This window comes from Lutibaculum baratangense AMV1, from assembly GCF_000496075.1.
Lineage (GTDB): Bacteria > Pseudomonadota > Alphaproteobacteria > Rhizobiales > Tepidamorphaceae > Lutibaculum > Lutibaculum baratangense.
In genome coordinates this window covers 37045-48879 of the sequence record NZ_AWXZ01000018.1, presented here as the reverse complement: position 1 = coordinate 48879, position 11835 = coordinate 37045, and the positions used below count along the sequence as shown (strand labels likewise).

Below are 11835 nucleotides of genomic sequence, written 5' to 3'. Positions count from 1 at the left end.
AGAGGCTCCGGAAAGACGCCGCCGCTCGGCAGGCATCGGTTCCGGCGGGCGGGCCCGCCGGGCGCTTCAGCGCGGATCAGCCCTTGGCCGTGCGCTTCTTCTTGTCGGGATCGTCGAAGGGCAGCGGGTGGGCGGCCGCCTTGATCGCGCCGCTCTTGTTGCGGACCTCGAGCGGCGTCCCCTCGGCGGCGCAGTCGACGTCGAGCCGGGCGATCGCCATCGCGCGCTTGGCGAGCGGCGAGTACATGCTGCAGGTCGACACGCCGACCTTCCTGCCGTCGCGCCAGATCTCCGCGCCCTCGTCGGCGGGCTCGTTGCCCTCGAGCAGGACGCCGTAGATCTTGAAGCGCTCCTTGCCCTTCAGGCGGTAGTGCTCCTCGGCGCCGCGGAAGCCCGTCTTGCCGGGGCTGACGGTGAAGTCGAGGCCGAGCTCCCACAGCGTGTCGCCGGGGCCCTCGTTCTCGAACGGGTACATCTGCGAGTTGTCGTAAGGGTAGAAGAGCAGGTAGCTCTCGACGCGCAGCATGTCGAGCGTCGTGAAACGGCAGGGGATGATGCCCATCGCCTTGCCCTCGTCGACGATCCGGTCCCAGATCGCCGGCGCGTCCTGGCCGCGGCAGAAGATCTCGTAGCCGCGCTCGCCGGTATAGCCCGTGCGCGAGATCATCGCCGGCAGGCCGAAGAGCCTCGTCTGCATGTGGTGGAAATAGGGAAGCTCGCGGATGCCGGCGACGTGCTTCTCGAGGTAGTCGACCGCCAGCGGGCCCTGGAGCGACAGGTCGTGGAGGTTGTCGTCGAAGCGGATCGACACGTCCTTGCCGACGGCCGCGCGCTGCAGCTCCTCGTGACCGGTGCCGGAGCCGTGGACGACGAGCCACGAGTTCGGGCCGGTGCGGTAGAGGATGCAGTCTTCCGTGAACTTGCCGGCATCGTTCAGCATGCAGGCATAGGCCGACTTGCCGGGGTAGATCTTCTCCACGTCGCGGGTCGTGGCGAGGTCCAGGATGTGGCTCGCATGCGGCCCGGTCACGTGGACCTTCTTCAGGCCCGACACGTCCATCAGACCCGCCTTCGTGCGGATCGCGACATACTCCTCGTCCTGGTCCTTGTCGTAGGTCCAGGCCGTGCCCATCCCGTTCCAGTCCCCGAGATCGGAGCCTAAGGCCCTGTGGCGGTCGGCGAGCGCCGAGAATCTCCAGCTTCTGGTCATGTGTCCGTCCCCAGTTCAGAAGTTCTTGTTGAAGTTCGCTGCGCGTCCGGCAGGCCTCAGCAGTCGAGCGTGTGATCGCGCTCCCACTGGGTCAGGTGTCCGCAATAGCTGTTCCATTCCTCCGTCTTCTTCGCGAGGAAGGAGGGGATGAAGCCGCCGAGCCTTTGCTTCAGCATCTCGTTCTTCTCGAGCGTCCGCAAGGCGTCGAGCAGGTTGAGCGGAAGCTTCTTGGCATCCGTCACGGTGTGCCCGTGCGTGTACATGTTGATGTCGAGGCGCTTGCCCGGGTTGCGCTTGTTCTCGACGCCGTCGAGACCCGCCGCGATCGTCGCCGCCTGGAGGATGTAGGGGTTGACGGAGCCGTCCGGCAGGCGGAGCTCGAAGCGGCCGCCGCCCGGCACGCGGATCATGTGCGTACGGTTGTCGCCGCTGTAGGTCACGGAGTTCGGTGCCCAGGTCGACCCCGACGTGGTGCGGGGCGCGTTGATGCGCTTGTAGGAGTTGACGGTCGGGTTGTAGAGCGCGCAGAGCGCCTCGGCCGAATGGATGATGCCGCCGATGAAGTTGTAGCCGAGCTCCGACATGCCGAGCTCGTCGGAATCGTCGGCGAACAGGTTGCGGTCGCCGTCCCATGCCGAGACGTGCGCGTGGCAGCCGCTGCCCGTGAGGTCGACGAAGGGCTTCGGCATGAACGTCGCCCGCAGCCCGTGCTTCTCCGCGATCGACCGGACCATGTACTTGAAGAAGGCGTGGCGGTCGGCTGTGACGAGCGCGTCGTCGAAGTCCCAGTTCATCTCGAACTGGCCGTTCGCGTCCTCGTGGTCCGTCTGATAGGGGCCCCAGCCGAGCTGGCTCATGACGTCCGAGACCTCGGCGACGACTTCGTACTGGCGCATCAGCGCCGACTGGTCGTAGCAGGGCTTGGCCTGCCGGTCGGCGGTGTCGCAGACGTCCTTGCCGTCCGGCGTGATCAGGAAGAACTCGCACTCGACGCCGCTCTTGACCTGCAGACCCTTCTCGGCCGCCTCCGCCTTCAGCCGCTTCAGGACGTTGCGCGGGCCCTGCTCGACGATCTTGCCGTCCATCCAGAGGTCGGATGCGAGCCAGCCGACCTCCGGCTTCCAGGGAAGCTGGATGAAGCTGTCGGGGTCGGGCAGCGCGATCAGGTCGGGATGGGCGGGCGTCATGTCCATGCCGCCGGCGAAGCCGGCGAAGCCCGCCCCGTTCTTCGCCATCCCGCCGATGGCGCGCGCGGGAACCAGCTTGGCCCGCTGGACGCCGAAGAGATCGGTATAGGAAATCAGGAAGTGCTTGATACCGCGATCTTTGGCTGTCTTCTCAAGATCGGTCATTCATGGTCCCCACTGGTGCCTCTGTCCGTTTCAGTCGTCGGGATCGGCCGGACGCGAAGGGACAGGTTTCTCCTGCTGCCCCTTCCGTCCGAGAGCGACACGTTCCCGACACAGGCGGCTTCGCCACTATGTCCGCAGATGACGGCGGGCGTCGAGCTGCGTGCAGAGAGGCGTTTCGCGCCGCCCGCTCTCAGTATCCTCCCTGTCCCGGGATCCAGTTCGTTCCCGCCAGCGGCACCTTCGCCATCGCCGCGGCCTCGACGGTCAGCGCCACGAGATCCTCGGGCTCGAGGTTGTGGACGTGGTTCTTGCCGCAGGCCCGGGCGATCGTCTGCGCCTCGAGCGTCAGGACCGCCAGGTAGTTGGCGAGCCGGCGCCCGGCCTTCACCGGATCGAGCCGTGCCTCGAGGTCGGGGCGCTGCGTGGTGATGCCGGCCGGATCGTTGCCCTCGTGCCAGTCGTCATAGGCGCCGGCCGTGGTGCCGAGCTTCTGGTACTCGGCCTCGAGCTTGGGATCGTTGTCGCCGAGCGCGATCAGCGCGGCCGTGCCGATCGAGACCGCGTCGGCGCCCAGAGCCAGGGCCTTCGCCACGTCCGCCCCGTTCCGAATGCCGCCCGAGACGATGAGCTGCACCTTGCGGTGCATGCCGAGGTCCTGCAGCGCCTGCACGGCCGGCCGGATCGCCGCCAGGATCGGGATGCCGACATGCTCGATGAAGACTTCCTGGGTGGCGGCGGTGCCCCCCTGCATGCCGTCGAGCACGACGACGTCGGCGCCCGACTTCACCGCGAGGGCGGTGTCGTAATAGGGCCGCGTCGCGCCGACCTTGACGTAGATCGGCTTCTCCCAGTCCGTCAGCTCCCGCAGCTCCTCGATCTTGATCTCGAGGTCGTCGGGGCCCGTCCAGTCGGGGTGCCGGCAGGCGGACCGCTGGTCGATCCCCTCGGGCAGCGTGCGCATCCGCGCGACGCGCGGCGAGATCTTCTGGCCGAGCAGCATGCCCCCGCCCCCGGGCTTCGCGCCCTGACCGACCACGACCTCGATCGCGTCCGCCTGCCGGAGGTCGTCGGGATTCATGCCGTAGCGCGACGGCAGGTACTGGTAGACGAGGGTCTTGGAGTGCCCCCGCTCCTCCTGCGTCATGCCGCCGTCGCCCGTCGTCGTCGAGGTGCCCATGGCGGAGGCGCCGCGTCCCAGCGCCTCCTTGGCGTGGCCCGACAGCGAGCCGAAGCTCATGCCGGCGATCGTGATCGGAATCTTGAGCTCGATCGGCTTCTTCGCGAACCGGCTGCCGAGCACGACGTCGGTGCCGCATTTCTCCCGGTAGCCCTCGAGCGGGTAGCGCGACATCGACGCTCCGAGGAAGAGCAGGTCGTCGAAATGCGGGACCTTCCGCTTCGCGCCGCCGCCGCGGATGTCGTAGATGCCGGTCGCCGCCGCCCGCTCGATCTCCGAGATCGAGTGCTGGTCGAACGTCGCGGAGTAGCGCGGCAGGGTTCGCGGGGAGTGCTGGTGGCTGTGGTCGTTCATTCCCGCGCCCCTTTAGTACGCGTCGACATTGTCGATGTTGAAGTGGTAGAGGCGCCGGGCGGAGCCGTAGAGGCGGAAGTCGTCCGGCGTCACCTCGCCGTCCATGCCGGCCTTGGCGAGAACGCCCTCGAGCGCCTCCCTGTCCTCCGGGCCCATCTCCTTCTCGATGCAGTCCGCGCCCAGGCCCGAGACCTTGCCGCGCACGAAGAGGCGCGCCTCGTAGATGGAATCGCCGAGCGCCTCGCCCGCGTCGCCGAACACCACGAGGTTGCCGGCCTGCGCCATGAAGGCCGACATCGGCCCGATCGAGCCCTTCACGACGATGTCGATGCCCTTCATCGAGATGCCGCAACGCGCCGACGCATTGCCCTCGATCACCAGGAGGCCGCCATGTCCCGTCGCGCCGGCAGACTGGCTCGCGTCGCCCTTCACGCGGACCTCGCCGGACATCATGTTCTCGGCCACGCCCACGCCCGCATTGCCGGAGACGATCACCGTCGCCTCCTTGTTCATGCCCGCGCAGTAGTAGCCGGCATGGCCGTCGATCTCGACGGTGATCGGCAGGTCGAGGCCGACCGCCAGCGCATGCTTGCCGCCCGGGTTGCGGACCTTCCAGTGGGTCTCGTTCGTCTCGCGCTGAAGCGCATGCAGCGCTTGGTTGAGCTCGCGCACCTCACTCCTTGCAAGGTCGAACTCGGGCATTACTGACGCTCCCATGCATAGACTGTGGCGGGCTTGGGCTCGAAGACGCGCGCCTTGTCGACGCCGGGCAGGCCGGCGAGCGCGCGATATTCCGATCCGAATGCGACGTAGTCGTCGGTCTCCGCCATCACGGCGGGCTTGCAGGAGATCGGGTCGCGCAGCACCGCGAAGCCGTTCTCCGTGCCGACGACGAAGGTGTAGAAGCCGTCGAGATCCTTCAGGCTCGCCTCGAGCGCTTCCTTCAGCGAGGCGCCCTGCTGCAGCCGCCAGGTCAGGTAGCCGGCGGCGACCTCGGTGTCGTTCTCGGTCGAGAACCGGATGCCCTCGCGCGACAGCATGCGCCTCAGGGCGTTGTGGTTCGACAGCGAGCCGTTGTGGACGAGGCATTCGTCGAGCGAGGTCGAGAAGGGATGGGCGCCGCGGGTCGTCACCGCCGACTCCGTCGCCATCCGGGTGTGGCCCACGCCGTGGGTGCCGTGCATGTCGGACAGGCCGAAACGCTCGGCGACCTTCTCCGGCAGCCCGACCTCCTTGTAGAGCTCCATGCGCGTGCCGACGCCGACGAGCGAAAGGCGCTCGTCGCCCTCGACCATTCGGCGAGCCTCGGCGAGCTTGCCCTCCGGCACGCTCACGACCGCATGCGTCTCGTGATACTGCGGGGCGAGCGGCTCCTCGAGATGGGCGCCGAGGTCGGCGAGGCCGGCCTCGAGATCCGCCGCGGCCGCGGCGCTCACGGTGAGCTTCACCTTGCCGGCCGTACCGCTGCCATAGACGGCGAAGCCCGCGCTGTCCGGGCCCCGCGCACTCATCGTCGCAAGCATACGCGACAGATGCGTGCCGAGCTCCGGCTCGAGTTCAGGACGCTTCAGGAAGAGCCCTACGATCCCGCACATGCCTTTTTCCTGTCAGTTAAGTTTCGTGACCAACAGGAATATGCGATCGGTGTGCGCCCGTCAATTTCGAGAAGCGGATTTTCCTGCCGGCGCACGGCGTCGCGCGGCTACACCTGGTCGCGCGTGTAGACGATGATGGAGAGGTAGGTGGAGGGCAGCTCGATCAGCCGCTCCGGCCCGTGCAGCGCGGCGGAATCGAAGAGGAGCGCGTCGCCGGGGCCGAGTTCGTAGATCTGCTCGCCGTGCCGGTAGGTGACGCGGCCCGTCAGCATGTAGATGAACTCCGTGCCGGCATGCTGGAAGTTCGTGTAGGGCATGGCGTCTTCGCGCAGCTCGATCAGGTAGGGCTCGACGACGACGTCGTCGCGAAGCCCATGCCCGAGCAGGCGGTAGATGTGGCCGGCCTTCGTGCCGCGCCGGTCGATGACCACGCCCTGATCGGCCCGCACGAAGGAGCAGTCGCGCTGCTCCTCGAATTCCGCGAACAGCGTCGACATCTGCACGCCCAGCGCCGAGGAGATCTGCTGCAGCGTCGACAGCGACGGCGAGATCTGGCCGTTCTCGATCTTCGACAGCATGCCGCTCGAGATCCCCGCCGAGGAGGAGAGGTCGGCGATCGACAGGTCCTTCTGCCGGCGAAGGCGCCGGACATGCGAGCCGAGCGCACGCTCGAGGGTGCGCTGGTCGGACCGCGGAGCCGTCGAGCCGGTGGCGAGATCGTCGGTGTCGTCGGCGGCTGGCTTGGCGCTGTTCTGTGCCATCGTGTCCTTTGTTCCCGGTTGAAGGCGGCGGCGGCCGGATCGGCGCCCCATCCCGAAAGATCCGCCGTCGCGGCCGGCGAGTCAAAGCACGAGCACGCCAGGCCTGCGGCAAGAGGGCCTCGCAGCCCCGCAAAGTCCTCGTCGCAGCCCGGGCAAGATTAGGCCCGCGCAGGTCACAGTGTCGCCCGGTGCGGCAACGGGGTGACCTGCGATTATGGAATTGGGGAGGATTTTAAACGAACGATAAGCGGAGCCTTGAACCGGACGGGCGCAAGCTGAACGGTGGAGTTGGGGAGTTCCGTCGTGTTGCGTCTGTGTTCGCATTTCTTCCGCTGTCGGTCGGGAGCGATGGCCGTCGTCTTCGGCATTATGAGCCCGGTGATCTTCGTCGGGGTGGCGGTCGCGGTCGAGATGGGCAATCTGACGCTGCATCGTTCGAAGCTGCAGTCCGCGACCGATGCCGCCGCGCTGGCGGGAGCGAGCGAGCTTCTGACCGCCGCCCCCGTCACGCAGATCCAGGCGGTGGCGCGCAGCATGGTCGAGGCGCGCTTCGGCGGCGGGCGGCAACTGAGCGTGGAGGTGGCCGTCGAGACGCGGCAGTCCGCGGTCACCGTGGTGGCCCGGCTTCACCTCGAATCGCTCGTGGGCCGGGTGCTCGGAGACGACCACTACCCCGTCACCACCCGTTCGACGGCCTCGGCCCTCGGCGAGAAGGTCTGCGTCATCGGCCTCGACGACCGGTCGACGGCGGTGATCGACCTCGACGACCGGGCCCGCCTGAGCGCGCGGGAGTGCTCCGTCTACTCGAACTCCACCGCGACACGGGGGATGCGGAGCGTGTCCGGTGCGCTGATTCGAGGCCGCCCGCAACTGTTCGGCCGGCGGGGCGGAAGGCACAGGCTTCTATCCGCCCGCGCTCACCGACTGTCCAAGTCTGACCGACCCGCTCACACAGCGGGCGGCACCCGTCGTCGGCCCGTGCCGGTCCGGCCCGTCGATCTACAACAACAGAACGGTGACGCTCTCCCCCGGCACCTATTGCGGCGGTCTCCACATCCACAGGGACGCCGTCGTCCACCTCATGCCGGGGGTGTACGTCATCAAGGACGGCCCGCTCATCGTCGGCCCCGGGGGGCCCGTCTGCAAGGGTGGCGAGAACGATGACGACGACGACGATGACGACGAGGGCGAGGGCTGCCACCGGCTCGAACACGGCGCGACGCTGAAGGGCGACAACGTCGCCTTCTACTTCACCGGCGACCTCGGCAAGAACCCGGTCTACGGCGACAGCATGATGCGGTTCGAACCGGCATCCGTCGTCGAGATCAGCGCGCCGAAGGACGGCCCGCTCGCGGGGATCCTCCTCTTCGAGGACCGCAACATGGCGCCGAATCTGCGCTACGAGGTGCTGAGCGTGAAGGCGCGGAAGCTCGTCGGCACGATCTATCTGCCGCGCGGCCGCTTCGTGGTGGACACGGACGAGGACGTCTCGCAGGATTCAGCCTATACCGCGATCGTCGCCAACCGGCTGATGCTCCGCGGCTCGCCGCGCCTCTTCCTCAACACGGACTACCACCGGACCGACGTGCCGGTGCCGGCCGGGGTCGGCCCGGTCGGAACGTCGCGCCTGACGAAGTAGCCGGCCCACGGGCCAGCCGCAGAGATCCTCCCGGTGACGCATCCGTGCCGCGGCATCCGAGGCCGGGTACATCGGACAAGCGAGGGGCCGCGTCGCACGGGATCAGAGGCCCGCGGCGGCCCGTGCCCCCGCCAGCGGCGGCGAGCGCCGTCTCCGGCCCTCACATCGCCTTCGCGAGCGCCTCCTCGCGCTCCGCCGCAAGCCGCGCCTCGATGTCCTCGGGGCTCATCGGCGTGCCGAGCAGGTAGCCCTGGAAGAGGTGCACGCCGGCAGCCGACAGGAAACGCAGCTGTCCCTCCGTCTCGATGCCCTCGGCGACGATCTTCTTGCCGAGGGAGCGGCCGATGCTGACGACGGCGTGGATGATCGTGGCGCAGTCGATCGCCGTCTCGGCGGAGGCGACGAAGCTCCTGTCGATCTTGATCTCGTCGAAGGGCAGGCGCCGCAGATAGGTGAGGCTCGAATAGCCGGTGCCGAAATCGTCGAGGGCGAAGCGGATGCCCTTCTCCTTCAGGCGCCCGATTGCGGCCAGCCCCGTCTCCTCGTCCTCGAGCAGCGCATACTCCGTCACCTCGAGCACGAGGCGGCGCGGGTCGCAGCCGGTCTCGGCGAGGATCGTCTCGACCCGCGCCGGGAAGTCCCGATCCTGCAGCTGCGCCGGCGAGATGTTGACGGCGAGATCGATGCCCCAGCCCTTCGCCCGCGCGCAGGCGTGCCGCAGCACGTAGTCGCCGATTCCGACGATGAGGCCGCTGCGCTCGGCCACCGGGATGAACTCTCCCGGCGAGACCGGCAAACCGTTCCGGTCCCAGCGCAGGAGCGTCTCCACCCCGGCGGTGAGACGCGTATGCCGGTCGACGAGCGGCTGGTAGACGAGCGTGAGCTCATCACTCGCCAGCGCGGATTCAAGTGCCGCCGCCAGCTCATCCTCCCCGGAGGCGGGTCCGCTAATGAGGGTGGCGGACGGGTCCGGCTCCTCGCTTCCGCCCGCGAGCCGCCGGCGGATGGCTTCGAGCGTGGCGTCGAGCGCCGCGTCGAGCCGGCCGCGCTCGGCCGTCCCGGGCTGCTCCCCACGCTCGCGGGCGGCCCGCTCGACCGCGCCCGCCAGCGCCGCGACCCTCGCCGCGCCGATATTGTAGCTCATCGACTTCAGCACGTGCGCGGCCTTGCCGGCGGCCTCCGCATCGCCGCTCCCCACGGCGGCGCGAAGTGCCTCGCGGCTGCCCGGGGCGTGCTCGAGATAGAGCCCGAAGACCCGTTCGACGAAGTCGGAGCGGCCGGCCGCCGCCATCTCGTCGAGCTGGGCCAGCATCTCCGGAGACAGAAGCGGCGGCTCTGCCTCGCCTGCCGGAGAGGGCGCGGCCACCGGGACGGCGGCGCTCGCCACCGGCGGCTCGACCGGATCGGCCCCCTCCACCGCTTCCGTCCGGCGGCCCGCGCAATGGGTCGCGAGGCAGCGTGCGATGTCGTCGATGGTAAAGGGCTTGTGGACGACGCCGTCCATCCCGGCACCGCGCCAGGCTTCGGCCTCCGAGCCGACGACATGGGCCGTCAGCGCCACGACGGGCACGTGGCTGCCGGCCGGCTCGGCAGACCTGATGCGCCTCGTGGCCTCGAAGCCGTCGAGCTCCGGCATGCTGCCGTCCATGAAGACGAGCGCGTAGGTCTTCGCCGCAACGGCCGACACCGCCTCGAGCCCGTCCGCCGCGAGGTCTGGAACGATGCCGAAGCGCGACAGCGTCTCGACCATGACCTCCCGGTTGACCGGGCTGTCGTCGGCGACGAGCACCGGCAGCCCGCGGTACTGGGGTAGTCGTTCCGTCTTGCGGGCCCGCGCCGCGGCGTCTCGGAGGCTCCTGCCGGCAGCGACCCGGCCCAGGGTTTCCCGAAGCTCCGCAGCGAGAAGGGGCTTGGTGAGGAGCGCCACAGCGCCCGCAGGCGCGACCTCCGCCCCGATCGGGCACAGGCGCAGGACGACGTCCGCTTCGGGCGCGGGCGCGTCTTCGCCCACCACGGCGAGCGCCACGCGGGCGCCGGCCCGCTCGTCCGCGCCCGCGACCTCGTAGCCGGCGGCGGCGAGGTAGCGCACGAGCGCGAGCGTCGTCGCCTCGCCGCCGACCGCCACGACCGCCCGCTTCGCTCCGGCCACGGCCGGCCAGGCGGCAGGTTCGCCCGCGAGCGGCACGGAGAAGGCGAAGGTCGAGCCCTTGCCGACCCGGCTCGTCACGCGGAATTCCCCGCCCATCGCCTCGACGAGCCGGCGGCAGATGGCGAGGCCGAGCCCGGTGCCGCCGAAGCGGCGGGTCGTCGACTGGTCGGCCTGCGCGAACGCCTCGAACAGCGTGCCGATCTTGTCCTCGGGAATACCGATGCCGGAATCGTGGACGGCGAACTCGGTGAAGCCCGGCCGCTCGGGATCGGGCCGCACCGTCAGGAGGACGTAGCCGGCCTCCGTGAACTTCAGCGCGTTGTTCACGAGGTTGCCGATGATCTGGTTCAGCCGCACGGGGTCGCCCGTGGCCGCCGCGGCGGTGTCCGGCGCGACATGGGCGGCGAGGTCGAGACCCTTCGAGCGCGCCCGCTCCGCGAACAGCGTCACCACCTCGTCGGCGAGGTCGGCCGGGTTCAGGGCCACGCTCTCGAGCTCGAGCTTGCCGGACTCGATCTTCGAGAAGTCGAGGATGTCGTTGATGATCGCCAGGAGCCCCTGCCCCGAGCGTGCGACGACGTCGGCATAGCGCTGCTGCCGCTCGGGCAGGCCGGAGGAGGCGAGCAGCTCCGCCATCACGAGCACCCCGTTCATCGGCGTGCGGATCTCGTGGCTCATCGTGGCGAGGAAGGCGGACTTGGCCGCGCTCGCCTCCTCGGCGGCGTCGCGCGCGAGCTTCAGGTCGCGTGTGCGCTCATCGACCTCGCGCTCGAGGTCCTGCCGGTGACGGGCGAGCTTCAGGTCGCGCTCGCCGATCTCGCCGAGCATCGTGTTGAAGCCGTCGACCAGGATGCCGACCTCGTCGTCGCTCTCGACCTCGAGCCGGGTGCGATAGTCGTGGCTCCGGCGGATGCGGCTCATCGTCTCCGTCAGTCGCGCCAGCGGGCCCGTCAGGCCCCTCTGCAGGCGGGCGGCGACGGCGAGGCCGACGACAAGCGCCGTGGCGCCGCCGAGAAGCGTCACGAGAAGCGTCTGGAGGATCGCGCGCCGGAGGCCCGACATGTCGGCGACGAGCGCGAGGGTGCCGACCTCCTCGCCGCCGCTGACGACAGGGACGCGCACACCGAGATCGCGGCTGAAGAGAAGGCGAAGCGGCGAGATGCCCTCTTCCTGCGCTTCGACGTCGGACTGCAGGCGCGTGGCGGCGCCCGTCGTCGCCAGCACGGGCCCCGCAGCCGAACGCAGCTCCGAGAACAGGATGCCGGGCACGTCGGCGATCCCGCGGATCGCGGCGAAGGCCGCCGTCCCGTCGCCGGTCCGTGTGGCCGGTGCCGCCGCGGCGGCGAAGGCGTGCGCCACCGCGAGCGTCGTCTCGCGCCGCGCCTCCGCATAGCGTACGGTTTCCTTCCAGACCCCCAGGAGCGTCGTCAGCACCACGGCGGCGCCGACGGCGGCGAAGACGAGAATTGCCAGCCTCGTCCTGATCGAGCGGCTTTTTCTGATATGCACGTGTGGTCCCCCTCGGGACGACCATGCCACCACAAAGGTGAGCGAGGCGTTGAACCGGCGCTTTTTCTCGGGCATTGCCACGGGGAGAA

At 69.2% G+C, this 11835-nt stretch carries 8 protein-coding genes and 1 pseudogene; 2 read left to right on the top strand and 7 right to left on the bottom strand.

Features of this window, described 5'->3' with window-relative positions; translation table 11 throughout:
- Nucleotides 1–76 precede the first annotated feature (76 nt).
- The 6 genes from N177_RS07295 to N177_RS07270 form a co-directional block, all read right to left on the bottom strand.
- Nucleotides 77–1210, bottom strand: a complete 1134-nt coding sequence (locus tag N177_RS07295; protein ID WP_040485341.1) for an aminomethyl transferase family protein — start codon at nt 1208–1210, stop codon at nt 77–79.
- Nucleotides 1211–1266: 56 nt separating this feature from the next.
- Nucleotides 1267–2562 (bottom strand): type III glutamate--ammonia ligase, encoded by a 1296-nt coding sequence (glnT, locus tag N177_RS07290; RefSeq protein WP_023431641.1) that lies wholly within the window; start codon nt 2560–2562, stop codon nt 1267–1269.
- Between the two features lie 190 nt (nt 2563–2752).
- Nucleotides 2753–4093, bottom strand: coding sequence for an FMN-binding glutamate synthase family protein (locus N177_RS07285; protein WP_023431640.1), 1341 nt, complete (start codon nt 4091–4093; stop codon nt 2753–2755).
- Between the two features lie 12 nt (nt 4094–4105).
- The gene (locus tag N177_RS07280; RefSeq protein ID WP_040485340.1) at nt 4106–4795 is read right to left on the bottom strand and encodes a GltB/FmdC/FwdC-like GXGXG domain-containing protein; all 690 of its coding nucleotides are present in this window, start codon (nt 4793–4795) and stop codon (nt 4106–4108) included.
- Nucleotides 4795–5688 (bottom strand): class II glutamine amidotransferase, encoded by an 894-nt coding sequence (locus tag N177_RS07275; protein WP_023431638.1) that lies wholly within the window; start codon nt 5686–5688, stop codon nt 4795–4797. Before N177_RS07275 ends, N177_RS07280 begins: the two co-directional genes overlap by 1 nt.
- Nucleotides 5689–5795: 107 nt before the next feature.
- The gene (locus N177_RS07270) at nt 5796–6449 is read right to left on the bottom strand and encodes a helix-turn-helix domain-containing protein (RefSeq protein WP_040485339.1); all 654 of its coding nucleotides are present in this window, start codon (nt 6447–6449) and stop codon (nt 5796–5798) included.
- 348 nt (nt 6450–6797) lie between these two features.
- Between N177_RS07270 and N177_RS22365 the strand changes: the two are divergent.
- A pseudogene (locus tag N177_RS22365) lies at nt 6798–6920 on the top strand (pilus assembly protein TadG-related protein); the annotation flags it as partial.
- 544 nt (nt 6921–7464) lie between these two features.
- Nucleotides 7465–8088 carry a VWA domain-containing protein gene (locus N177_RS21620; protein ID WP_023431636.1) on the top strand — a complete coding sequence of 208 codons (624 nt, stop codon included), beginning with the start codon at nt 7465–7467 and terminating at the stop codon, nt 8086–8088.
- Between the two features lie 160 nt (nt 8089–8248).
- Here the strand turns inward: N177_RS21620 and N177_RS22240 are convergent, their stop codons facing one another.
- Nucleotides 8249–11746, bottom strand: coding sequence for an EAL domain-containing protein (locus N177_RS22240; RefSeq protein ID WP_051402282.1), 3498 nt, complete (start codon nt 11744–11746; stop codon nt 8249–8251).
- Nucleotides 11747–11835: the final 89 nt, after the last annotated feature.

Bases quoted from the DNA above. Each gene is read 5' to 3' on its own strand.
- N177_RS07295 (WP_040485341.1), bottom strand. From the start codon at position 1,210: ATGACCAGAAGCTGGAGATTCTCGGCGCTCGCCGACCGCCACAGGGCC.
- glnT (WP_023431641.1), bottom strand. From the start codon at position 2,562: ATGACCGATCTTGAGAAGACAGCCAAAGATCGCGGTATCAAGCACTTC.
- N177_RS07285 (WP_023431640.1), bottom strand. From the start codon at position 4,093: ATGAACGACCACAGCCACCAGCACTCCCCGCGAACCCTGCCGCGCTAC.
- N177_RS07280 (WP_040485340.1), bottom strand. From the start codon at position 4,795: ATGCCCGAGTTCGACCTTGCAAGGAGTGAGGTGCGCGAGCTCAACCAA.
- N177_RS07275 (WP_023431638.1), bottom strand. From the start codon at position 5,688: ATGTGCGGGATCGTAGGGCTCTTCCTGAAGCGTCCTGAACTCGAGCCG.
- N177_RS07270 (WP_040485339.1), bottom strand. From the start codon at position 6,449: ATGGCACAGAACAGCGCCAAGCCAGCCGCCGACGACACCGACGATCTC.